The organism is Roseinatronobacter ekhonensis, from assembly GCF_900499075.1.
GTDB classification, from domain to species: Bacteria; Pseudomonadota; Alphaproteobacteria; order Rhodobacterales; family Rhodobacteraceae; genus Roseinatronobacter; species Roseinatronobacter ekhonensis.
Genome location: NZ_UIHC01000045.1, coordinates 1 through 23,546 on the forward strand (window position 1 = coordinate 1; position 23,546 = coordinate 23,546).

Here is a 23,546-nt window from a genome sequence, read left to right on the forward strand (position 1 = left end):
CGCCCCAACTGATCCTCCAGCGCGTCTACTGACTGGATGATCCGCAACCGGACGCGAGCCTTGTCCTGCGCGGCCTCTGGCAACCCCTCGAACCACGCCCATGCCGTGTCGCGGTCCACAGCGGGCGCGGCAGGCGCGGGCGCGCTGGCCTTGGCCAGCAGCGCGCGCTGCGCCCGAACCGGCAATGCCTTCCAATGGTATTCCCAACCGCCCCCGCGACCGGCGCGCTTGCGCGCATAATCAGGATGGGCGCGCAGGCTGATGCGAACCACCCATTTCTCAACGCCCTTACGGGTCGCCGGAATGTCGGGAAGGCCTGCATCTGCCAATTCCTGCGCGGTCCACCAGATCTGATCGGGGGTAAGGTCAGTCATGCGGCCCCCCGGCGTGACGTGAAGGCGGGGGCGTCGCTGTCAGGGGCTGGCACGGTGTGGTCAGCCTCGGCGTGCTTGTGGAGCGCAGCACCCTTGTTCTGCGCTTCCCAGACCTCGCTGGCACGCTCGAACAGGAACCGCTTTTTCGCGGCCATCGGCGCACGCGCCCATGCTTTGTCGAGTGCCTTGAAGGCCGCTTCAACCGGGTCTTCAACGGGGGTGTCGCTGGCGGCTGCCGTGCGCTGGCGGCGCGCATCCGCCGCCGACTTGGCGCGGCCTTCTGACAGCGCCGCGACCACATCATAGCGTTCGACCGTTTCGCTGATCTTGGCGATCTCGGTCAGGTCTTTCAGCGTGACGGCCTTGGGCGCTTGACGCAGCAGCATGATATCGCGCGGGTCAAGGCAGCCACCGGCGGCGACTATGCGGTTTATGTGACGAACCGTAATTCCGAACTTTTCCGCAGTTGCTTCAGCAAAGGACACGATGTCCATTGCTGAACCTTGCCGCGCAAGGCCACCGGCAACGCCCCCGACAGCTTCGGGGTGCAGTTTCGCGTAAATCCGCTTACGCGCCGCGAGAAACACCGCCGTGTCCAATGGCGACAATTCCGCTCCCGCGATATTGTCGTCGATCTCCATCAACCGCGCCCAATCGTCGGTCACATCGGCCCAGACCTTGGCCTCGATCTCGGACCAGCCAAGGCGCTTGGCGGCTTCCAGACGGTGTCCGCCCGCGATCAACACGAGCTTGCCGCCCTTCTTCTGGCGCAGGTGCACCGCGTCTTTCATCACGCCGGTCTCTTGGATCGACGCCATAATGCTATCGACACCCGCTTCCGACACCGGGCGCAATCGGTCGGACACGTCGATCTCGGCGACCGCGACACGGTCGACCTGCATCAATCTGGGGGGTTTCTTGTCTGCCATGCCCGTTACCCCGCCATCTCGCGGCCCAGACGGGTCGCATGATCGCGACACCCGTCGCACAGCCGGTTATGAATGCCGTGGCTCCAAAAGGATGCTTCACAACACAGGCAGGCGCGGAACCCTGCGCGCTTGCGCGCATCTAGTGCATCCTGCAACCGCTTGCGCTCGCGCTCCGCCGCCAGCTCATTCGCCAAGAACGGGCTGACCCGGTCGCCTTCGGCATTGATCACAACAAAGGCGGCGCGTGTTTTCTGAACCCTGTATCCCCGCGTCATGCCCGCCCCCCATAGGTGACAGCCAGCATCTCGGCGCAATGCTCCAGCGCGCCCAACTCTTCTAGCTGGATCAGGTCATCGACAAGCCGCATGCGCAGCACAGGCAGGCCCATTCCAGACACACCGGGGCGGCGCAGCTTGGCGATGGTTTCGCGCACCCGCGCGAACCGTTCCTCGACACTTGGATTGACGGCACTATTCATGACAGCACCCCGGCGGCGATCACGCCAATAACGATGGTGCCGACAAGGCAAGCCCCGCCGATAAAGTCACCGACCCAATGGTCGTTCAGGCCACGCATGGCCCGGATCAAGCGGCCACGCGCACGCGGCGGGCGCGAATACTGCACCATTGTCAAACCTCCTTGTGATTGGAAATCTCGTCCTGGTCATCCATAACGGCGTCGATCAGGTCAGCCTGCGTGACGGTGGCCAGCAGCCTCTCGGCCAGCTGCGCGGGCGTGATGCCGCGCGCTCGCGCAGCGGGGCCAAGCCGTTCCACCACAGCGCGGCCCACCTTCAACTGAGCACTGGCGCTGACCTGCGTGTAGTTCAGCAGCCCCGACACCTGCGCCTTGGTGATCGGCTCGCCCGCGTCTGCGAAGCGCAGCACGATTGCCGCGTGCGACAGGCCCAGATCATGCAAGGCCCGGCAGGCCGCAGACCGGCTCGGATAGCCAAGGACAGGACGCGCGCGGGCCATCAGGCGACCCTCCGGCTCTTGCGCTTCTCGGGCGCTGCTTTCGGGCGCGGGACATCGCTGGGCCAGTCAAGATCGTCTGGCCAATTCTCGGTGAACCAAGTGGCAACCCGAAGCGCCGTGGCGGTGCGGCAATCCCCGCCCGCCATCAGCTTTTTGAAAAAGTCACCCTTTTTCAGGGCGCGATAGGATATCGCGAAATGCGTGACGCCCTGATGGGCGGCAAGAGTCTCTGCGAGTGTGATCAGGCTGCTCGGTGTCATGCTGGTATAATGGCTAAGTTTAGCCAGCTTGACAAGGCTAAACTAAGCCATTCTTGCGAGATTAGCTAAACTAGGCTAAAGAGACATATGGACCCGATTCTCTCAGAGATAGAAAAAGCCCTTGAAAATAAGGGGTTAAGTGCGGCGGCGGCGTCAAAAATGGCCGCTGGGCACTACTCTTTGATCAAGAATATGAAGGCTTCGAAGGCTGGCGGGAAACGTTACAGTGTTGAAACACTGGAGAAGCTCGGAGAAGTTCTTGGGTTAGAATTCTATTTCGGACCGCCGCGCGGCGCGACCCAAGCACCAACCGCCCTGATCGACGGTACGGAATTCGATACGATCCGTCGCTTTGATGTGTCTGCGGCGGCGGGGGACGGAATGATCAACCCCGAAGGGGAACCGATTGATCATCTGGCCTTTTCCAAAACGTGGCTGGCCAGCCAAGGCATCAGCCCTGGCGACAGTATGCTGATCACCGTGCGCGGCGACAGCATGGAACCATCCATCTACCACGGCGACCTCGTGATGATCGACCGGCGCAAGACCCATATACGATCCGGCAAGATATACGCCTTTAACGATGGCGACGCGCTGCGCATCAAGCGGATCGAGGTGATCCCCGACACCGCCCTGATCCTGCGCTCCGACAACCCAAAGCACGCCCCTGACCACCGCGTCGGTGACGCGATGAACCACGTCAGCCAGAACATCCTTGGCCAGATCGTCTGGTCAGGGCATAATTGGGGTTAGGAAACTGAAAGGACTATTATGCGAAACCTGATTTTAAGCCTGCCGATGTTGTTTGTATGTTCGATGGCAAACGCACAGAATTTCGAATCTATGCAACGGGCGACCGAACTTGGAACAGTCATTGCCGCAGAGGATCTGTGCGGCTTGACCTTTGATCAAAGCGCAGTGTCGGACTGGATCGACGAGAATACGGACCCCTCGGACATGAGCTTTCCGGGCACGTTGCAGATGATGGTGGACGGATCTACCTTCCAGAATTCGGGCATGTCGGGTAGTGCGCTCACGGCACATTGTCGGTCGGTCGAGCGCACGGCACGCCACTTTGGCTTTATTGAATGAGGGATTGAATGGGCACGATTACACGAACTGAGAAGCGTCAACGCGGCGTCTTCGGTTGGATATTCCTTATCCTGTTCTGGGCATTTCAGTTGTTTATGGTCTTGTGGTTTGTTGGTGGCCTTTCTGCGGCGGGCGACACCGCAGCCGGACTGACGAATGAAATGGAGCGCGCAGGTGCTGCTGTGGGGACGGCAATCGGCGCTGGTATGATCATTGCGCTTTGGGCATTTGGGACCATCATTTTCGGGGCGTTTGTGCTCCTTACACGCGGCAAGAAGATCATCGTTGAGACCTCCTGATCCCTCAAAAACAGTTCCATGTTGAAAGCGCGCCCATTTGCGGGTGCGCTTTACTTTTAGACTATAATTTCAAGGTCTTGCCCGAACATGGAACTGGCGCACCAAACATGGAACTCCGGTTCCATGTTCCAATAGGTCCGCATTGTCACCTATCTATTGAAAACCCCTTTGAAACAAGGCTTCAACGCTGCGTTCAAGAGCGCGCCACCACCGCCCGATAGGCCGTCACTAAGCCGTTTTCCGCATTTCGTGCAAACAACGGGCCCGCACCACACCAAACGCCCGACGCCCCACAACCCCCTGAAAAAGCGCCCCTATCCGTGTTCTTCCAAGATTGGCCGCCCTCTTCCGGTTTGTGCAGATATCTCTGTCAACGCACAGCCGCAAACCCGCGCGCGGGTGGAAGAGATCGATTCCGCGGCCAAAACGGCTTACGCGGCATTCCTTCAATCCCGTAGGGATAGCGGCGACTGGCCCGGCGCGATCCCGGTCGAGGCCGGTGCGACCTACCTTGGCGAGCAGATCGCGCTTGCCATAACCCAGCGCGCGGCAGGCGAGGACCGGGCACGCATCCGCGAGATGCTGGGACTGGCCTTTTCGGTGTTCTTCCGGCCCTGAGGGTCGGGATCTGCGGGGCGCGCCGATGCGCTACTGCGCGGCGCTATTGCCATCAGACCATGCTGCGTCATGATGTGTGCCATCGCAGAATGGCTTGTTTTTCGACAACCCGCAGCGACAAAGCGAGTATTTCGCCCGTGACGCGCCCGCGCCGTTGAAATCCGCCGCGAGCGCCATGTTGGTGACGTGATACGGGCCGTCCTTCTCAACCCCGATTGCGACCGCGCCGGTGGTCATATGCTGCGCCGGTTGGTCGCCGACCGCAACGCGAAGCGCTCCAGAGGGGCAGGCGGCAATCACGTCTAGGATCGCATTGAGCGTGCCATTCTCTGGCTGTATCCACGGTTTCTTTTTCGGGTCAAAGACCTGTGCCGCGCGCGCTTGGCATTGGGCGGCATGGGTGCACAGGGCAGGCGTGTAGCTGATCGTGACGGCCACGCCTGCCACCTCGCCGGAATAATCGACAGGCGTGTTGCGCAACCGGGTGTGATCGGGCGTGCTGTCAAAACCGATCTTGGCGTGTGCCCCGTCGCAATAGGGTTTGTTGGCAGACGCACCGCACCGGCAGAGTGCGACTTTAGGCTTGTCGGACAAGTCCGCGTCAAACGCTCCGGTCAGGTCGGGCGGCGTTGCGACAATGAGCGGGCCGTTGGGCGCGGGGGTGATCTTTGGCAGGTCGGGCATGGTCTGGCCTTTCAGGCTGGCGTTGGGTGGGTCAGGTTGTGGCGACAGCGGTTTTCCGGTTCGGCAGCCACACCCAGAAGCTCAGGATGATGGCAGAGGCCGACACAAGCGTCATGACCGTTCCCGGAACGAAATTCACATAGCCCGGCAGGTCGACGAAAAGAAGGTAGCCGACATCCGCCAATCCTCCGACCATGGCCGTGACCCAGATCGCGGTCATGTTCGTACGCCAGATGTAGGCGGCGCCGATAAGGGTGGCGAGCCCGATCCACAGCAGGTTGAACCCGTGCTGGTTCAGCACGCCGCCCACCGCCGGATGATACTCCGCCGCCAGAAGCGTCGGATCGACAGCATCGGCGACCGCGGCAAAGCCCAAGGATGTCGGCTGGGTCATGATGATGCCACCGGCTATCATGTGAACAAGGCCCCAGATCACCCACAGCGCGGCGGCAATCTTCAGGGCGGTTGTATGGGTCTTGGTCATTTGGAAAACCTTTGTTTCAGCCGGTTTGTGCCGGGGCGCAAAATGGGGTTAGGCCGCATCCACTGCGACAAGCAGCTCGATCAGTGCCTGTTTGGGTGTTGGGTCTTGCGGCAACCTGCACTATGACCCAATTGCGCACCAGATATCGAAATGCGCAGTATATGCGCGTTGGTGCGCCATCTGGATGGTGCTATAATGGGATATGGACTACTGGACAGAACTCCGCACAGCACTGATGGTCGCGCGTTTGGGCACGGTCAGCGCCGCTGCCGATGCCCTTGGCGTGCACCGCGCAACGGTCAACCGTCATGTCGAGACACTGGAAGCCGCCTTCCGCGCGCCCCTGTTCCAGCGCCATGCGCGGGGCTACGCGCTGACAGATGCGGGCCGCGATATGCTAGAGATTGCGGGCCGCGCCGACGAGATGTTCACCGATCTGGCCGGACGCGCGCGCGGTAAGGCGGGGCAGCTTTCGGGTGCGCTGATCGTAACGGCACTGTCTGGGGTGGCGCCGCTGGTGATGCAAGCGATCCGCGATTTCCATCTTTCACACCCGCAGATCGCGCTCGACTTTGTCGCTGGCGCGCAGCTTGCACGGCTGGAACATGGCGAGGCTCATGTCGCGATCCGCGCCGGGGCAAAACCGGACGTGCCTGACTATGTCGTGACGTTGTTCCGCCGCCTGCGCTTCGGGCTTTATGCCAGCCGCAGCTATGTCGACCGCGCCGGATACCCCGACCGGCTTGAAGCGCACCGCTTTGTTGGGTCTGTTGAGGTGCCGCGCCCAGTGCCCTATGCCGACTGGATGAACGCCAATGTCCCGCCAGAGGCCTTGGCGCTACACACGACCGACCAGCAGGTCCTGCACAGCGCGGTTTGCGCGGGCTTGGGCCTTGGGTTTCTTGCCGAGCACGACGCCTGTATCCGGCCCGATCTGGTAGAGGTCATTCCACCGGGAGAGGCTTGGTCTACCCCGCTCTGGACCGTTACGCATGTAGACCTGCACCGCACGGCCAAGGTAAAGGCGTTTCTTGATTACCTGAAGGCTGCGCGGACAGGCCAAGGCGACAGCCAGACCGGGCCTGCAATCTGAAGTGGCATCGTTGCAGGTGATCCCTTGCGCCGCATTTCTCTGCACGGGCGAAGGACACGCGGCACCCTTGGGCCATGTTTATGCCCCTCGTGGTTGACAGGACGGTTTCCCTACCTTGGCCATATCGGCTATAGACCGGACGGCGACGTTGCGATGCGCTGCAATTGGTCAACAACTCGCGCGGAGTTCCACCGGCCCGTGTCTGTGTCTGGTAAGGCCGGGGTAATACTGTTCAAAGCTCGAAAATGACATTAGATCAGAACGCTAGATTGTCCGTCGCACCCATGATGGATCGGAGCAACGCTTCGTAGGTCATTGATCTTAATTGAATAATCCGCTTCGCAGAGTCAAGTAGCAAGAAAATAGCAACAACTTGCGTCCGTCGTCGGCGATTGTCGTTGATCGATAGGGACAGACACATCAATTCAGGCGCGGGACCTAACCGCGGACAGGGTTCTCGGTTTCGTTGATATCCGATCTGGCAAAGCTCGCTTGCATAGGGCTCTGTTGCACAAAACGCCTGATGCCCAAGGCTCCCCTTTCCCCGGACGGATTCATCCCACCGCTTCTGTGATATGGATGCCAAGGGAGGTGTAGCCGTTCATGACGGCGATGCGGACTTGGACTTCGGCGACCTGACAGTCAAAGTTCCGCGCCATGAGGCGCTGCCCCAGCAGTTTCATACAGTGCATCTTCGTCTCGACGCGGCTTCGGCGATGGTAACCGCTCCAGTTCCGCCAGATCGCGCGGCCGAGATATTTCGAAGCTCGCAGGGCCTCGTTTCTGGCCACTGCACCCGCGGTGATAGTTTTCCACGGCTTGGTGTTTTTGCGGGGTGGGATGACGGCATGCGCACCGCGGTCGGCGATAGCGTCGTGGCATTTGCGAGTATCGTAGGCGCCGTCTGCAGTGACGCTGGCGATCTCTACCTCGGCTGGGATCTGGCTGAGCAGGTCCGGCAGAATAGGTGCGTCGCCGATGTGGCTACCGGTGATCTCGACGGCCCGAACCTCCAGCGTCTGTTCATCGATCCCGAGGTGGATCTTGCGCCAAACGCGCCGCTTGGGACCTCCATGCTTGCGTGCGTTCCACTCGCCTTCGCCCTCAACCTTGATCCCGGTGCTATCGATCAGCAGATGCAACGGCTCCTTCGAACCTCGATATGGGATGTTCACGGCCAATGTCTTCTGACGGCGCGACAGCGCGCTGAAGTCGGGTACAGTTCAGTCGAGCCCGGCCAGCCGCAACAGGCTTTCGACGAAGCCCGTCGTCTGCCTGAGTGCCATGCCAAACAGGACTTTCATTGATAGGCAGGTCTGGATGGCGGCATCGCTGTAGGTCTGCCGACGGCCACGTTTGCCAGACTTCCCAGGTCATCTCGGGATCAAACCAGATCGTCAGCGAGCCCCGGCGCTTGAGCGCTTCATTGTAGGCCGGCCAGTTCCTCGTCCTGTAGGTCGGGGAGGATGGTCTGCTCATACATCAAAGCTACCACGCTGGATTCACGAGATGAATCCCTGACGGGATTTGTGCAACAGAGCCACGTCAATGGGGCAAATTTGCGGATAATCCCGGTTTTCTCACGGCAGTATTCCGAAGTCGCGCCGGCCCGGGTGAACGAGGTCACGCAACCCGGCGGGTTCGAGCACTTCGACCTCTTCCCCCCATTGGTAGAGAAACCAGGCCATCTCGAGCCATCCGCATGCCGTGAAACGCACGAGCAGGCTGCCGTCGGGGAGCGTTTCCTGCTCTTGATCGGGGTGAAAGAGGAATTCGGACGCGGCCTGCGCCGCGTGCGGCGAGAATTTCCAGGCGACGGAGCCGATCTGAGCGGGATCGTGGTAGGAGCCGAAGGCTTCACCGGCATGGGCATTGATGTCGAAAGAGGGATCGAGCGCGATCCACTCGTCGGTGCTTTCCGCCGCGAGGATGCGGTCCATGCGAAAATGGCGGAAGGCTGTGTCCTCGGGCACGCGGGCAACAAGGTAGCTTCGGGGGCCGAGCAGAACCCCCAAGGGCTCGATATCGCGCTCGCGGACGTCGCCGCCTTGCGAACGGTAACGTACACGAAGGCGGTAGGGGCCTCGCAGCGCGTCGTAGACGGCGTCGGCCACCGCCGGATCAATTCGGCCTCGCGGACCCGGGCGCGCGACGCGGCCGACCGATTGCAGGATCGCTTCTGCATCGGTTTCCGCCGCGCGAGCTCTGACACCAGAGACCCGCTGCAGGAGATCGTCGCGCAACCGCATGAGTGTCCGGGCATGGCGGTGACGATCGGCGTCCCGGGCCTCGCGTATGGCGAAGTCGAGCGCTTCTATGCTTTCATCCATGGGCGGCGACAGGGCCGCCGGGACCGGTTCCGGCAATTTCCAGGCCTTGCGGCGATCGGGCCTGGTCGGGTTCTCGATGCCGGAAAATGTCTCCTCGAGAGCCACGGTCATTCTCTGCGCCGTGCGGTGCGTCACTTGGAATCGATCGCGAATTTCCTCGAGCGTGACACCTCCATGTCGTGCATTCGCCATCTTGGCGAGCTCAATCAGATCTTGGGCTTTTGTGAATGACATCTTTGACCATGACAGTTTTTGACGTGCACCTGAGTTATGATGAATATGGGGCCGAAAGTCGAGCGAATCGTGTGTGAAATGGAGGCCCGAATTCCGTGCAATTGATCGATGAAAAAATCCTGTTCTCTGCATCAGATCTAATGCGGTTCGCCGGCTGCACGCATGCGACGCATCTCGATCTCGCGCGGCTTGAGGGGTATGGCCCCAAGCCCCGGGCGGATGACGATGAGGCAAAGCTTCTGCAGGAGATGGGAGACGCGCACGAGGCAGCGCATCTTGACGCCCTCAGGGCATCGGGACGGCACGTTGTGGAAGTGCCGCGCGAGGGGTTGTCGCTGGAGAGCGGGGTGGTCGAAACCAGGAAGGCGCTGGCCACCGGGGCCGATGTCATTTTCCAGGCTGCCCTCCACGGCGGGTCATGGGGCGGGTGGTCCGACTTCCTTGAACGGGTAGAGCGGCGCTCGGACCTCGGCGGCTGGCGCTACGAGGTCACCGACACCAAGCTCAAGCGGAAACCCGATGCCAAGCATCTTCTCCAGCTGGTGCTTTACTCGGACCTGCTGGCCGACCTGCAAGGCGTCACCCCGGAGTTCGCGCATGTCGAACTCGGCAACGGCGAACGGGCAAGTTTCAGGTTGGCCGGTTATGCCGCATACGCCCGGCGCGCGCGCCTGCGGCTGGAGGAGTTCGCGCAGACCCGGCCGGAAACGCAGCCTCGGCGATGCGCCGCCTGCACCCTCTGTCGGTGGCAGGATCACTGCCAGTCCGTGTGGGACCATACCGACAGCCTCTACAACGTCGCGGGCATCAGCACGGGCCAGATCGCAAAGCTGGAAGCCGAAGGCGTCAACACCATGGAGGCGCTGGCCTCGCGCAACGCGCCGGTGCGGCGCATGGCGGCGGCGACGCTGGACAAGCTCGTCGCGCAGGCGCGGCTTCAGCACGCCCGGAAGAATGGCGCACCGTCCTTCGAACTCAGGGCGCCGTCCCCCGGAAAGGGGTTCGGCGTGCTGCCGGAACCGCAGGCCGGCGACGTGTTCTACGACATCGAAGGCGACCCCTACTACGAGGGCGGGCTGGAATACCTCCACGGGGTCTGGGCCGATGGTGCCTTCACCGGTTTCTGGGCCCACGATCACGCCAGGGAGGCGCAGGCGCTCTCGGATCTCTTCACCTGGTTCCGCGACCGCCTGGCGGCTTTTCCGAAGGCGCGCATCTATCACTACGCAGCTTACGAGGTGACGGCGCTCAAGCGGCTGACGGCGAAATACGGGATCGGCGAGGCCTTTCTCGACCGGCTGCTTCGGGAGCATCGGTTCGTGGACCTCTACGCCGTGGTGCGAGGCGGGCTGCTGGCGTCGGAGAGGAACTATTCGATCAAGTCCATGGAGGCCTTCTACCGGGGCAAGCGGGCGGGCGACGTCACAACGTCCGGCGGCTCGGTGGTGGCCTACGAGGAGTGGCGCCGGACTGGCGACGACGCGATCCTCGAAGAAATCCGCGCCTATAACGAGGTCGATTGTGTCTCGACCGAGGAACTGCGCGACTGGCTGGTCTCCATCCGGCCCGAGAGGGCCTGGGCATCGCTGCCTGACGAGAGCGCCGACGAGAAGGAGACGGAGGCCGACGAGCGGACGGAGGCCCTTCGCGCTCGGCTGGCGGCGTCGGACCTGCCGCTGGACCGCCAGCGACTGCTTTTCGACCTGGCGCAATATCATTGGCGCGAGGACAAGCCCGTCTACTGGTCGATCCATGACAGCATTGCGAAGGAGGAGGACGAGCTTGTCGAGAGCGTCGATGCCGTGGGCGGGCTGATCCGGGCGGGCGAGCCCGTGACGATCAAGCAGTCTGTCGGTCAGCGCTTCACGTTCCCGCAGCAGGAGACGCGGCTGAAGGAGGGTGCCCGACCGGCGATCGGCTACGACGAAGACGGCTTCATCGCGACGGCGACCCTGCATGACTTCGACGTCGCCGAGGGAAACCTGATGCTGAAGATTGGAAAGGCGAAGGCCGCCGTTTTGGAAAGCGTGACGGCGTTGCATCCGGAAACGCCGCTGAACACGAAGCCGATTCAGGACGCAATCGGAGCGGTGATCGACGATCAATGCGGGCCCAAGGTGCTGCGCGCCGCCGACGCCCTTCTGACACGCGCCGCCCCCCGTTTTCGCAGCGGGCCGCGCGCGGACGTCCTGAACGGGCGCGACCCAGTGGAGGGCACGATCGACGCGGTGATGGAGATGGTCGGAACGGTCCTGCCCATCCAGGGACCGCCCGGCACCGGCAAGACTTACGTCACCGCCCGTGCGATCCTCGCACTTGTCCGGGCCGGCAAGAAGGTTGCGGCCGCCTCCACGAGCCACGAGGCGGTGAAGAACGTCCTGATGGGCGTCCTCGCCGCGCACGAGTGGGACGATCCCGACTTCACCCTCGTCCACAAGCTGGGCGACGACAGCTATCCGGTGGAGTGTCCCATCCGGCGGACGGACAAGAACGATGATGACCTCTTCCGCGAGGCGGACGTGGTCGGCGGCACCGCCTGGCTGTTCTCGCGTGAAGGGCTCCGGGGGCATTTCGACCACATCTTCGTGGACGAGGCGGGGCAGGTCGGGCTGGCCAACATGCTGGCCATGTCGACCTGCGCCGAGAATGTCGTGCTGGTCGGAGACCCGTGCCAGCTGCCTCAGGTCCAGCAGGGCGCGCATCCGTCTCCGGCCGACCTGTCCTGCCTCGACTGGATGCAGGGCGGCGATGCCGCGATCCGGTCCGACCGCGGGATCTTTCTGCCCATCACGCGGCGGATGCACCCAGACGTCTGCCGGTTCATCTCGGACCAGGTCTACGAAGGGCGGCTCGAGAGCCACGCGGATACCGCGCGGCAACGCGTCGACGGGTTGCCGCAATGGCCCGTCACCGGCGCCCGTCTGGTCCCTGTCGAGCACGAGGGCAACTCGCAATCCGCGCCGGAGGAGGTGGCGGCGATCCGAGCCGCCGCGGCGGATCTGCTGACCGGCACCTGGACCGACCGGGAGGGGCACACCCGTCCGATGACCGAGGCCGACATCATCGTGGTTGCGCCCTACAATCTCCAGGTCAACGCCCTGCGCCGCGCCCTGCCGCCGGGGATCCGCGTCGGAACGGTCGACAAGTTCCAGGGACAGGAGGCGCCCGTCTGCCTCGTCTCGATGACCGCCTCCTCCGGCGAGGAGATGCCGCGCGGCATGGAATTTCTGCTGTCGCGGGAGAGGATCAATGTCGCGGTGTCGCGTGCGAAAGGCCTGGCGCTGGTCTTCGCATCGCCGCGCCTGCTGGACACGACGTGCACGAGCGTCGAGCAGATGGCGCTGGTGAACGTCCTCTGCGCTCTTGCCGAGCCACAGGCAACTCAAATTCCGTTAGAGATGGAGGACTGTTCATGACACAGGTGAAATCGCTGCCCGAACGGCTTGCCACCATGCCGGCCAACACGCGATGGGACATCGCGCGACGGGCAACGCAATGGGTCGAGGATGGCGGACCCAATGCCGAACGAGGGGCCGAGGCTCTGGAAGACATCGCAGCGTATGAACGCGCGCGCTTTGTCGGGAAACGCATTCCCATCGGGGCGTTGGATTGGGAGCCGCACGAGGGACAATGGCTGATGCGCGGTTTCGACGGAGACAAGGAGGTCGCTGGAATCGAATACACAGCCACCCATACCGCGAGCCGCAAGAAGGTCTTCCGTCTGACCGTTCTCGGTCGGAGGCACGCCGACATGTTCCATCATGTCGATGAGGCGCGCGCATGCGCCGATGAACTCTACCGCGAAAGGACCACGTGCGAATGATCCGTTTTCTACACGCCTCGGACCTTCATCTCGGCAAGCCCTTCGGCGGATTCGCCGAGGAGGTGCGCCAGCGCCTGCGCCAGGCTCGCCAGGAGTCCATCGGGGCGCTTGCCAAGGCCGCGCGTGACGGGGGCGCGAGCCATGTCCTGCTGGCCGGCGATACCTTCGACGCCGAGACCCCCGCCCGCGCGACCCTGCGGCAGGCGATGAACACGATGGCCGGACATGACGACCTGACCTGGGTGCTGATGCCGGGCAACCACGATCACCTCGGCGCGTCGGAGATCTGGGGCACTCTGGAGCGGGAGCGGCCCGACAACGTGACACTCGCACTCGCCTCCGAGCCGCTGGCTCTGGCCGGGGGCGCTGTGCTTCTTCCCGCGCCCTGCACCACGCGCAATCCGGGCCGTGACCTCACGGAATGGATGGACGGCGCCGACACCGGCGAGGCGATCCGGATCGGGCTCGGGCACGGTTCGATCCGCGATTTCCGGTCGGTGGACGAGATGGGCGGCGAGGGCGGCGCCGTCATCGCGCCGGACCGGGCCAGGCGGGCGGGGCTCGACTACCTCGGTTTCGGGGATTGGCACGGCCGGATCGAAGTGACGCCGAATACCTGGTATTCCGGAACGCCCGAGCCGGACAGCTTCAAACCGCATCGTCCCGCCGGGGCCTTGCTGGTCGGTCTCGCTTCTCGCGGGGCGGCTCCCGAGGTGACGGAAGTCATGACGGGGCAGATCGGCTGGACCCGGGTGACCCTCGATCTTCTCGATACCGAAGACCCAACCGAGCGTCTAACGGAAGCTCTCCCCGAACTTGCACGGCGCGAACGCACCCTGATCGACATTCGCGCCACCGGCCGCACCGGGCTCGCCGGTCATGCGGCGCTCGCGCGGGCGATCGAGGAATTTGCTCCCGACTTCCTCTGGGCGAACGGCGATCTCTCGGCGCTTGCCGTCACGCACGAGGCGGACGACCTGTCGCTGATCGATGACCGTGGCGCCGTGCGCGACGCCGCCGAGGCGCTTGCCGCTGCTGCCGACGCGGGCGACACCGCTGCGGCCGCGGCGCTCACCCGGCTCTTTTCCTACGCCCTGGAGGTGAAATGAAACTGCGTGCCCTGACCCTCGAGAACGTCCGGAAATTCGGCGGAAAACTTGTCGCGATCGACTCCATCGGCGACGGCATCACGATGATCTGCGAGGCGAACGAGTTCGGCAAGTCGACGTTCTTCGACGCGATCTACGCCGTCGTCTTCGAAAAACACACGGCCACCGGAAAGAGCATCCAGTCGTTGCGGCCCCGTGCCGGCGGGGGCGTGCGCATCGGCCTGGAGGTGGAGATCGACGGCGCGCGCTACGCGATCGAGAAGCGGTTTCTGGCGCAGAAGGGGGCGAGCGTCACCGACACCTCCCGCGGCACCGTCATTGCCCGCGATGGCGAGGCCGAGGACTGGATCGCCCGGCATATCGGGGCCTCCGATGGGGGCCCCACCGGTCTGCTCTGGGTCCGGCAGGGGGTTCTCGGGCTGGAGCCTGCGAATGCCAAACCGGCCGAGAAGGACCGGCTCGCAGAGGCGCGTCGGGACCTGTTGAGCTCGGTGGCGGGCGAGATCGAGCAGGTCACCGGCGGGCGGACCATGGACCGCATCCTGAAGCGCTGCCAGGAGGATCTGGACGCGCTGGCCACCGGCAGCCGGCTGTCGCCCCGGGGCGCGTGGAAGGACGCGGTGGATGCGGCCAAGGCTCTTGAAGCCGAACTCGAGGTGCTGGAGCGTCAATGCGCGGAACTTTCGGACGCGCTGAACGAGCGCCGCGCGACCGAGGCCGAACTGCGGCGGCTCGACGAGCCGGAAGCGAAAGCGCTGCGCGAGACGGACCTGGCGGAGGCACGGGAGGTCGCCCGCGCCGCCGAAAGCCACGCGCAGAAGATCGCCTCGGCACAGGGAGAATTGGACCTCGCGCTGATGCAGCACTCCGAGGCCGAGCGTGCACGGGATGCCTTCATCGAGGCGGTATCGGAGGCCCAAACCGCCTCCAGCGCCCTTGAGGACGCGGACCGGCTGAACTCCGAGCGGCTCCGTTCCCTGAAGCAGGCGCGTGACGCCGAGAGCGCGTTGAAGTGCGCGCTCGAAGAGGCCGAGAAGGCCACGCGGGCCCTGCGCGAGGAGCAGAGGCGGGCCGAACGGGCAGAGCGCATTCGGCGCGCGCGGGAAGAGGTCAACCGCATCGGCGACCTGCTCCGCCAGGCACGGGAGCATGCCGCGACAGCCTCGGAATGCCGGGCGCGGATGGCGGCGAACCCGGTCACGGAGCAGGCACTGGCCGACCTCGAGGATGCGGAGAAGGAGACGGCGCGGCTGCGAAGCCGGGTCGCGGCCAGTTCCGTGCGCATGCACGTGGACTATGTCGGGGACACGCGGCTTTGCCTTGCCGGCGCGCAGATCGCGGGCGGCGATGCCATTGCGCTGAAGGACGGCGCGGAGGTCGAGGTGCCGGGTATCGCCACCCTGCGCTTCGAGCTTCCGGACGCGACCGAGGACCACGACATCGAAACCCTCTTGGCCGAGGCGCTGGCGGCGCAAGCCGAGCTCCTGGCGCGCTGCGAGGTCGGGACCCTGGCCGAAGTACGCGAAAGGGCGCGGCAGCGGCAGGCCGACGAGAACGCCGCGAAGCTGGCAGAACAGATGCTCCGCTCGCTGGCGCCCTCCGGCGTCGAGGCATTGGACCAGGCGCTCGCGGATGCCCGCGAGACGATCAAGGATGTGTCGGATACCCCGGTGCGCCCTGCCGAACAGGTGGCGTCGGATCTCGAAGCGGCCGAGACCCGGGACGCAGAGCTGCGCGGTCGCCTGCGCGCCGCGGCCGAAGCGGTGGCCGATGCGCGGGAAAAGGCGGCGACGTCCGACGCCGCCCTCGCCGCGGCGCGCGACCGGCGCAAGCGGGCCGAGGCACATGCGGGCGCGGCCGATGCCCGCGAGGCGCGGCGCAGCGCGCTTTCCGATGCCGCGCAAGTCGCCGCCGCGGAAGCGGAAGGCAAGGCACGGGCCCTGGCCTTGCTGAAGGCAGACGCGCCGGACGCGGCGACCGCGGCCGCGAACCTGAAGCGGGCCGAGGCCGCTTTCGAGAATGCCCGCAAGCGGCGCGAGCACCTGGCGGAACGCCGCGCCGACCTGTCTGCCCGCATCGACACTCGCGCCCAGGAAGGGGTGGAGGAGCGCCGCGACGAGGTGGCCGAGCGGATGCGCAGCCTTGCCGCCCGTGCAGAGCGCTACGCCGCCGAGGTCGCGGCCCTGGTCCGCCTGCGCGACGCGCTCGAGATGGCCCGGGACGGCGCCCGCGAAGCCTATTTCGAGCCGGTCCAGGAGGAGCTGCGCCCCTTGCTGCGCATCCTGCACGACGACGCCGGAATCGACTGGGAAACCGACAGCATCACCCCCGGCGCCCTCCGCCGTGGAGGTGAGACCGAAGCCTTCGAGACCCTCTCCGGCGGCACGCAAGAGCAGATCGCCATCCTCACGCGCCTCGCCTTCGCCCGCCTGTTCGCGCGGCGTGGCCAACATCTGCCCATCATCCTGGACGACGCGCTGGTCTACTCGGATGACGACCGGATCGTGAAGATGTTCACCGCTCTGAACCGCGTGGCGCTCGACCAGCAGATCATCGTCTTCTCGTGCCGACAGCTGGCCTTTGCCGGCCTCGGCGGGGACCGACCCAACATCAGGATGGAGGATGTAGCGTAAAATGCGCCGCCGGTCCGGTGCAAAGTAAAGGAACCGAAGAATGTCTGCCACCGAGCGAAGGTCATTCGTCATCAAGGAGCTGGTTTCAAGGCAGCCATTCCGAGATTTGGCCGACGGGTGGCGCTTTGGACGTGCAGCGTGTTTCAGTAGTCGGAAGGGAATGAATGGGCAGTGACAGAGCCCGCGTCAATGATCAGGCGGGGCTTTGTTGATGGCGTGGATGCCCTCTCCCGACGGCATCGCAATGTGCCAATGTGATGAGTGCTGAAGCCATCACAAAGGGAGAGAGCATCCATGTCTGAGGTTACCATCATCGGAATCGATCTGGCAAAGCGCGTCTTCCAGCTTCATGGCGCGCGCCACAACGGATCGGTCGCTTTTCGGAAGAAGCTGTCCCGGGTTCAGCTATTGGCGTTCATCGCTCAGCATCCCAAGTGCGTTATCGCCATGGAAGCCTGCGCGACGGCACATGGCTGGGGTCGCGAATTCGGGAAGCTGGGACACGAGGTCCGCTTGATCCCGCCAGTCTATGTGAAGCCCTTCGTCAAGCGTCAGAAAAACGACGCCGCCGATGCCGAGGCGATCGTTGAGGCGGCGTTGCGTCCGACCATGCGCTTTGTTGCCGTGAAGACGGAAGTTCAGCAGGCCCGTGCGATGCTGTTTCGCACTCGGCAGATGTTTGTTGGCCAGCGCACCCAGATGATCAACGCCTTGCGTGGTCATTTGGCCGAGCATGGCCTGGTCGCGGCTCGAGGGCCCGCCCATCTCAAGCGGCTTGCGGACGCCATCGCAGACGAAGACATGGCTCTGCCCGACGACGTTCTGGAGCTTGGCCGACTTTATCTTGAACAGATTGATGGCCTGACCGCCCGGGTCGCGGAGCTTGACGGAAAGATGAAGCGTGCTGCCACGGAAGCCAATCTGGCGCGTCGGGCGCAAACCATGCCTGGGGTCGGTCCTGTCACGGCTTTGGCGATCGAAACATTTGCACCTGACTTGGCCACCTTCAAGCGTGGGCGCGATTTTGCTGCCTGGCTCGGGCTCGTGCCGAAACAGCACTCGACGGGCGGGAAAGCACGGCTCGGGAAGACATCGAAGATGGGCCAGCGCGATATCCGCACGCTTCTGGTGTCCGGCGCCATGGCCGTCCTTCAGGCGGTCGAGCGGTTCGATACGCCGAAGAACGGCTGGCTGAAACGCCTGCTGACCCGCAAGCCACGCATGGTCGCCGCCATCGCGTTTGCGAACAAGATGGCGCGTGCCCTCTGGGCGATGCTGACGAAACAAGAGGATTATCGGAACCCGGTGGCGGAGTTGGTCTGAGCGCATCGCGTTTGCCAATCCGTCGGGGCACGTCGGGGGTGTGAGGAGGTCATTGAACAGTAAGGGCAAAGGATCGACCAGATCCGGGTCAGAGAAAGCAGTCTTTGTGCAGGAGCCAACGAGCTCGGTTTGTTGATATGCCTCTGGTCCGCGCATCGCCATACCGGCCAGCGGCCATGTCAGTGCCGCAGAGAAAGGCCTGATACATGACCGCACCCGATCACACGCTCGAACCGTTCAAAAATGTCTTGCACCAACGGGGGCATCCATACATGCGCAAAGGCTGGGTGAGGGATTCATCTCGTGAATCCAGCGTGGTAGCTGTCCTGCATGAGCAGACCGATCCCGCCGAGCTACAAGACAAAGAACTGGCCGGCCTGCAACGAAGCGCTGAAGCAGCGTGGTTCCCTGACGATCTGGTTCGATCCGGACATGGTCTGAGTGCCGCCGCCGACCGGCAAGCGAGGCCGGCAGCGGTTATATAGCGACGCCGCGATCCAGACATGCCTGACGATGAAAGTCCTTTTTGGCATGGCGCTCCGACAGACGACCGGGTTCATTGAAAGCCTCCTGCGCCTGGTCGGCCTCGACTGGGCGGCGCCCGACTTCAGCACACTGAGCCGGCGCCAGAAGACCTTGTCCGTGACCATTCCCTACCGCGGCTCAGATGGGCCGCTGAACCTGTTGATCGACAGCACCGGCATCAAGGCAGAAGGTGAAGGCGAGTGGAACGCCCGCAAGCATGGCGGCGCGAAACGCCGTCTTTGGCGCAAGATCCACATCGGCGTCGACGAACAGACGCTGGAGATCCGAGCCATCAAGATCACCGGAAGCAACGTCGGGGACGCGCCCATGCTGCCCGAGTTGCTCAACCAGATCCCCGCCGGCGTGGAGATCGGATCGATCACCGCTGACGAAGCCTACGATACGCGCAAGTGCCATGACGCCGTCGCCGACCGCGGCGCCCATGCCGTCATACCGCCGCGCAAGAATGCCAAGCCGTGGAAGCCATCAACCGCAGGCGCCATTGCCCGGAACGAGGCCCTGCGCGCATCGAGATACCTCGGCCGCGCCATCTGGCGAAAATGGAGCGGATACCACCGCCGAAGCCGCGCCGAGATGAAGATGCATTGCGTGAAGCTACTGTGGGGCAGAGCCTCATGGCGCGCGACTTCGATCGCCAGGTCGCCGAACTTCAGATCCGCGCCGCCGTGCTGAACGGCTACACCGCGCTCGGCATACCCATCACAGAGCCTGTGGGATAAGTGCGTCCGGGTAAAGGGGAATTCCGGGATTTACGGTCTTTGCGCAACAAAGCCCAGATTGTTCAATCAGCTATTCCAAGAGGGCTTTGCTGCCAATAGGCTGACAACAAGAAATGGGGCGAGGAGAGACAATGGACGGGCAGGCAGAGTGGACCGAGATTGGCGCCTCGTCGGGACTGGATCATTTGGCTATGCTTGCTCCGGTCGAGGCCTTCTACCAGTCGCTGCTTCCGGGCTTCAGTTCAATCACCACCAGGATGCGGAACTATGCTTTCCATGCCTGGTGGATCACGCGGAACGCGCGAACGACGAAGATCACCTCGAGGAAGGCCTTCCATGAGCACACTCGGCGAGTGGAAGCGCTTTACGCCCTGGCGTCAGCACAGTGGGACAGGGAAACCGGCATCGCCGGCGCGCGCTTTGCCCTGAACAAGTTGGCCGAGGAGGATGACATCTTCGACTTCCGCTTTGAGACGAGCCTCGAGACGCCGGCCGATCTACGCTACCTCGGCCCGCCGTCCGGGGATTTCCAGGGCACCTACTTCGGCCAGATGCGCGAGATAGGACTCCTGGCCCGAGCTGCCCGGCACGATATGCCGGTCCCAACCAAGGACGGAGAGCGTCTCGCCGAGGCATACGAGGCTGCACTACCTATCGCTCCGGAACGGTTCTTCGAGATCGCCAAGGCTGGGCAAGTAAGTCGCGATGAACTTGCCAAGATGCTCCCGATGGCGCCCAGCGCGATTGATCAAGACGGGGAAGAAGCGCGCTTGCTCAGGGAAATTCTTATGGGCGAAGACGGATCGGAGACCGGCCTTGCCCGGAGAGCTTCTCTCCTGGCCATCCTGGAAATCGCCAGAAAGACAGACAGTCAGCCCGTCAGTGAAAACATGTTGCGGTGGTGGTGGATGGATCACCCTCCGGACGGGGACCACGCAGAAGCCCATGCAGCCTGGCAGCACTACCAGGTCGGCGACATGCTGCGTGTCTCCTATGAGAACCTGATGAACCATGCCATTCTTGGCCTCGAGGATGCGTCCGAAGGCCTTCTCGTGCCAGAACTCATAGGGGACATCATCGGCGATGTTCCGGATATGCCTCTCGGAGAATGGCTCGATAAGCTCTCTGCTTCGAACCATAGCCTGCATGACCTACAGGACGCAGGCCGCGCCGATGGCGCATCTCTGGGGGCGATCATGGCGCCGATCGCCCGCCTATGGGCGGAGTGGCGAGGGCGTATTGATGAACTTGAGGGCAGCCTGCCCACGAGGCCAGGCCATCAGACCTGTGTCACGGAACTGACCTGGATCGAGCACAGGCGCCACGAGCCTGCCTCGAAAGCCATGGGTCAGCTCATATACGAGCGGATCCTGCGCCGGCACCTCGAGGTCGCTGCCCGCAAGTTTCGCCTCCAGGGGAGCTATACCTACCTCGTGGAGCTCGAGCATGCGCGTCTCAGGGCGCGCTCCCTTATAGACGCTAACCCCAGCGGACCGAGGCTCGCCACAGCCATCAAATTCCTCGACGACGTTGGCCTGCTGTACAAGGGGCGATTGACTGACCGCGGCCGTGATTACCTTGAGGCCGTATGAGGTATGATCAGGTATTCCGCGCCGAGGGATATCACTCGGCTCTGCTGACGACGTTCAGCTTCGACCCAACTGTCTTCGAGAACGTGATCCTGATCGGGATGCGTAGTCGCGGGTGCCGGAATATCGGCATCATCGTTGATCAGAACATGCTCAACAGGACGCTATCCGAGGCTGCCCCGGCACCCCGTGCCGGCACCGCCTATCACCTGGCAAAAAGAAAAGTGTCAGGCGCCTTCCACCCTAAAATTGCCCTGAGACTGGGACGCGAAGGCGGCTCGCTGATAATCGGCTCCGCCAACCTCACTGGGGCCGGCCTGATGGGGAACATGGAAGCGGTGAGCGAGATCCTCGTCACGTCGGAAGATATGCGTGCGGCACCGCTGCTGGCCGCCGCGCTGGAATACTTCGAGCGTCACGCAGACCCCCGGGACCGGGCGATGAAGGACGTTGTTGGCAGAGCTCGGGCAAAGACACCGTGGCTCTCGGCAGTCACCGCGGCCGTAGAGGTAGGGATCGACGGCCGGCGGGTATCCTTCATCACGGAGACGGAAGAGGTAGGGGTAGGGGAGGCATTCGTCGCCTTCATCGGGGATGATGTGATCGATCGACTGGTTGCTGTCTCTCCGTATTGGGACGACGACCTACGCGGACTTGAACAGATGCGAAAAAGCCTCGGGTCTCCGGCAAGCGCCCTGGTGGTCGAAACCGGGGAGCATGACTTCAGCGTAACCACCTTCCAGTCGAAGACGGGGCTGACGCTGCATTCGACTGGCACGCATGCCGCAGGCGGAACGAGGCGTCTCCATGCGAAGCTGCTCATCGCCTGTGGGCAGGAGGCCGATTACATCCTTTCCGGATCAGCCAATATTTCTGAAGCGGGTCTCTTTGGTCGCTTCGATGGCGCCGGAAATGCAGAGGCCTGCATCATGCGCACGGAGCCCGCTGGTGCGGTGATTGACCGGCTCGGACTTTCTGTCTCTCTTTCTGAAGAGATGCCTCTTTCACATCTGCGACCGCGCAAATCGGGTGCGGTCATGACCGAGAACGAGCCAGACGCGGTGCCGGATGGCGGCGCACTCTGGATCGATCACGGAATGCTTTTCTGGCAACCGCCTTCCGGGGTCGACAAACCCGACAGATGCCGCCTTGAGCTCACCGACAGCGCGAACAGCGTCATCGGGGTATTCGCGCCGTCCCTGGCGCATGGCCAGTGGTCTTGCGAGTTCGACACGGACGGGCCGGCTCCTCGCGTCGGGCGCGTGATATTCGGCAATGAGACCGCAAGCGCGCCGATCCCGATCGCGTCGCTTGGCCGGCTGGGGCGGAGCTCGGAGCCCCCGAACTCTGGACGTGCCGCGCGCCTGCTCGCCGATCTCGAAGGGCGCAGTGACCTCGACGAGGAGGATTATGAGCGCGCGCTGAAGATCATCATGGCGAGCCGGCAGGAGATCACCGTCAAGCGGGACGTGAAACGTGATCGCACGAGCGGCGACGATGATCATGATGATGATGATGGCGAAGGTCAGGGCGAGCGCCTGACTGACGACGAGTATCGTGAGCTGGCCCCGACTCGGGAAGAAGAGCAAGCGATGAGGTCCGGTCCGGTTGCCGAGATGCGCCGCTTCGTTAACAGCTGCCTTGGACTGAGCGCCGAGGAGGTCGATGAGGATGATGACGATGCGCTGACGAAAGCCCTCTCCGGCAATGGGGCCGGAGGTGGCCGCAATGGCGGTCAGGCTTCGCGAAAAATGCCCAGGGCGCCCAGGAAGAAAGCCTCGTGGACCCAGGCCAATGAGCGCGCAGACCGTCTCGCCCTCCGCGTTCGCGAGACCTGCGACGCCTTGGCGCGTCCCGACGTCGAACCTCTAAGCTTTCTGAATGCCGTCCGGCTGCACATCCTGATTAACGTGGTGCTCAAGTCGAGTGCATCCGTGGGCGCAAGGCACAACGAGACTCATCCGATCTCTGCCACGGAACCGGCACGCAGCTGGATCCGGCTTCTCGGTCGATTGCTCCAGGAGCTCGAGGCACCGTTGGAACGCCAAGTGGCCGCGATGGAGGACAACGCGCTCGAAGAGGAGTGCATCGACGCGCTCGCGACGATCCTGTTCACGGCAGGGCTTGTGCTCGACGCCGCGCGCCAGGCTGAGATGTCGCGATCCGTAATCGCTCAACTCGAGGCGGTGAATGCTGGCCTTGCGAGGAGCGTCATGAGTCTCGTGCGCACGCGCCCGGCAGTGGACGCTTTCGTGCGGCGAGCGATGCCCGCGCTGTCGGCGGCGCATGCCGAATTGACCGACTAGAGCGCGTCTGGTTCAATCAGTTTCATATCCAGCGGCCTTGAAGAAGTTGTAGCATTCGTCAGGGGTGAACAGGTTACAAACATGACCGACCGCCTTCCATAATTCGTCATATGTCCGTGCAGCG

General features: G+C 63.4%; 22 protein-coding genes and 2 pseudogenes. 13 read left to right on the forward strand and 11 right to left on the reverse strand.

Going from position 1 to position 23,546, the window contains the following annotated elements; all coding sequences use genetic code 11:
- From ROE7235_RS15410 to ROE7235_RS15435, 7 genes are all read right to left on the reverse strand, one after another.
- A partial coding sequence (locus ROE7235_RS15410; RefSeq protein ID WP_281272870.1) for a DNA-binding protein occupies positions 1–374 on the reverse strand: 374 nt, incomplete at its 3' end.
- Positions 371–1,303 (reverse strand): ParB/RepB/Spo0J family partition protein, encoded by a 933-nt coding sequence (locus ROE7235_RS15415; protein WP_121096388.1) that lies wholly within the window; start codon positions 1,301–1,303, stop codon positions 371–373. The genes ROE7235_RS15415 and ROE7235_RS15410, both read right to left, overlap by 4 nt.
- Positions 1,304–1,308: 5 nt before the next feature.
- Positions 1,309–1,578 (reverse strand): hypothetical protein, encoded by a 270-nt coding sequence (locus tag ROE7235_RS15420; protein WP_121096389.1) that lies wholly within the window; start codon positions 1,576–1,578, stop codon positions 1,309–1,311.
- Positions 1,575–1,781, reverse strand: a complete 207-nt coding sequence (locus tag ROE7235_RS15425; RefSeq protein ID WP_121096390.1) for a hypothetical protein — start codon at positions 1,779–1,781, stop codon at positions 1,575–1,577. Before ROE7235_RS15425 ends, ROE7235_RS15420 begins: the two co-directional genes overlap by 4 nt.
- Positions 1,778–1,930 (reverse strand): hypothetical protein, encoded by a 153-nt coding sequence (locus tag ROE7235_RS20205; RefSeq protein ID WP_183073538.1) that lies wholly within the window; start codon positions 1,928–1,930, stop codon positions 1,778–1,780. Before ROE7235_RS20205 ends, ROE7235_RS15425 begins: the two co-directional genes overlap by 4 nt.
- Positions 1,931–1,932: 2 nt before the next feature.
- Complete coding sequence (locus tag ROE7235_RS15430; protein WP_121096391.1) at positions 1,933–2,280, reverse strand: hypothetical protein; 348 nt, start codon at positions 2,278–2,280, stop codon at positions 1,933–1,935.
- Positions 2,280–2,540 (reverse strand): hypothetical protein, encoded by a 261-nt coding sequence (locus ROE7235_RS15435; RefSeq protein WP_121096392.1) that lies wholly within the window; start codon positions 2,538–2,540, stop codon positions 2,280–2,282. The genes ROE7235_RS15430 and ROE7235_RS15435 overlap by 1 nt, the downstream gene beginning before the upstream one ends.
- 192 nt (positions 2,541–2,732) lie before the next feature.
- Between ROE7235_RS15435 and ROE7235_RS15440 the strand changes: the two genes are divergently transcribed.
- The 4 genes from ROE7235_RS15440 to ROE7235_RS15455 all read left to right on the forward strand — a co-directional run bounded on the left by ROE7235_RS15440 (position 2,733) and on the right by ROE7235_RS15455 (position 4,549).
- Entirely contained in the window at positions 2,733–3,293 is a 561-nt protein-coding gene (locus tag ROE7235_RS15440) for a S24 family peptidase (RefSeq protein WP_183073539.1), read from the forward strand.
- An 18-nt stretch (positions 3,294–3,311) separates the two neighbouring features.
- Positions 3,312–3,632, forward strand: a complete 321-nt coding sequence (locus ROE7235_RS20210; protein ID WP_121096394.1) for a signal recognition particle — start codon at positions 3,312–3,314, stop codon at positions 3,630–3,632.
- An 8-nt stretch (positions 3,633–3,640) separates the two neighbouring features.
- Positions 3,641–3,931 (forward strand): hypothetical protein, encoded by a 291-nt coding sequence (locus ROE7235_RS15450; RefSeq protein WP_121096395.1) that lies wholly within the window; start codon positions 3,641–3,643, stop codon positions 3,929–3,931.
- Between the two features lie 249 nt (positions 3,932–4,180).
- The gene (locus tag ROE7235_RS15455) at positions 4,181–4,549 is read left to right on the forward strand and encodes a hypothetical protein (protein ID WP_121096396.1); all 369 of its coding nucleotides are present in this window, start codon (positions 4,181–4,183) and stop codon (positions 4,547–4,549) included.
- Positions 4,550–4,579: 30 nt separating this feature from the next.
- Here ROE7235_RS15455 and ROE7235_RS15460 read toward each other — a convergent pair whose 3' ends face one another.
- A complete protein-coding gene (locus ROE7235_RS15460) occupies positions 4,580–5,233 on the reverse strand; it encodes a CDGSH iron-sulfur domain-containing protein (RefSeq protein ID WP_121096397.1) in 654 nt (217 codons plus the stop codon).
- A 31-nt stretch (positions 5,234–5,264) separates the two neighbouring features.
- Positions 5,265–5,717 carry a hypothetical protein gene (locus ROE7235_RS15465; protein ID WP_121096398.1) on the reverse strand — a complete coding sequence of 151 codons (453 nt, stop codon included), beginning with the start codon at positions 5,715–5,717 and terminating at the stop codon, positions 5,265–5,267.
- Positions 5,718–5,919: 202 nt separating this feature from the next.
- Between ROE7235_RS15465 and ROE7235_RS15470 the strand changes: the two genes are divergently transcribed.
- On the forward strand, positions 5,920–6,810 hold the full coding sequence (locus tag ROE7235_RS15470) for a LysR family transcriptional regulator (RefSeq protein ID WP_121096399.1): 891 nt from the start codon (positions 5,920–5,922) through the stop codon (positions 6,808–6,810).
- Positions 6,811–7,364: 554 nt separating this feature from the next.
- Here the strand turns inward: ROE7235_RS15470 and ROE7235_RS15475 are convergent.
- Both ROE7235_RS15475 and ROE7235_RS15480 read right to left on the reverse strand, forming a co-directional pair.
- Positions 7,365–8,289, reverse strand: a pseudogene (locus ROE7235_RS15475) (IS5 family transposase).
- A 101-nt stretch (positions 8,290–8,390) separates the two neighbouring features.
- Positions 8,391–9,374 (reverse strand): helix-turn-helix transcriptional regulator, encoded by a 984-nt coding sequence (locus ROE7235_RS15480; RefSeq protein ID WP_121096400.1) that lies wholly within the window; start codon positions 9,372–9,374, stop codon positions 8,391–8,393.
- A 95-nt stretch (positions 9,375–9,469) separates the two neighbouring features.
- Here ROE7235_RS15480 and ROE7235_RS15485 point away from each other — a divergent pair, with 95 nt between their 5' ends.
- The 8 genes and pseudogenes from ROE7235_RS15485 (at position 9,470) to ROE7235_RS15520 (ending at position 23,422) form a co-directional block, all read left to right on the forward strand.
- Positions 9,470–12,790 carry a TM0106 family RecB-like putative nuclease gene (locus ROE7235_RS15485; RefSeq protein WP_245963993.1) on the forward strand — a complete coding sequence of 1,107 codons (3,321 nt, stop codon included), beginning with the start codon at positions 9,470–9,472 and terminating at the stop codon, positions 12,788–12,790.
- On the forward strand, positions 12,787–13,197 hold the full coding sequence (locus tag ROE7235_RS15490; RefSeq protein ID WP_121096401.1) for a hypothetical protein: 411 nt from the start codon (positions 12,787–12,789) through the stop codon (positions 13,195–13,197). The genes ROE7235_RS15485 and ROE7235_RS15490 overlap by 4 nt, the downstream gene beginning before the upstream one ends.
- The gene (locus ROE7235_RS15495; protein WP_121096402.1) at positions 13,194–14,306 is read left to right on the forward strand and encodes a metallophosphoesterase family protein; all 1,113 of its coding nucleotides are present in this window, start codon (positions 13,194–13,196) and stop codon (positions 14,304–14,306) included. The genes ROE7235_RS15490 and ROE7235_RS15495 overlap by 4 nt, the downstream gene beginning before the upstream one ends.
- Complete coding sequence (locus ROE7235_RS15500) at positions 14,303–16,939, forward strand: AAA family ATPase (RefSeq protein ID WP_121096403.1); 2,637 nt, start codon at positions 14,303–14,305, stop codon at positions 16,937–16,939. Before ROE7235_RS15495 ends, ROE7235_RS15500 begins: the two co-directional genes overlap by 4 nt.
- A gap of 294 nt (positions 16,940–17,233) precedes the next feature.
- Positions 17,234–18,262 carry an IS110 family RNA-guided transposase gene (locus ROE7235_RS15505; protein WP_121096404.1) on the forward strand — a complete coding sequence of 343 codons (1,029 nt, stop codon included), beginning with the start codon at positions 17,234–17,236 and terminating at the stop codon, positions 18,260–18,262.
- Positions 18,263–18,592: 330 nt separating this feature from the next.
- A pseudogene (locus ROE7235_RS15510) lies at positions 18,593–19,527 on the forward strand (IS5 family transposase).
- A gap of 131 nt (positions 19,528–19,658) precedes the next feature.
- A complete protein-coding gene (locus tag ROE7235_RS15515) occupies positions 19,659–21,119 on the forward strand; it encodes a hypothetical protein (protein ID WP_147434236.1) in 1,461 nt (486 codons plus the stop codon).
- A complete protein-coding gene (locus ROE7235_RS15520) occupies positions 21,116–23,422 on the forward strand; it encodes a phospholipase D-like domain-containing protein (protein WP_121096406.1) in 2,307 nt (768 codons plus the stop codon). The genes ROE7235_RS15515 and ROE7235_RS15520 overlap by 4 nt, the downstream gene beginning before the upstream one ends.
- The last annotated feature ends 124 nt before the right edge of the window (positions 23,423–23,546 follow it).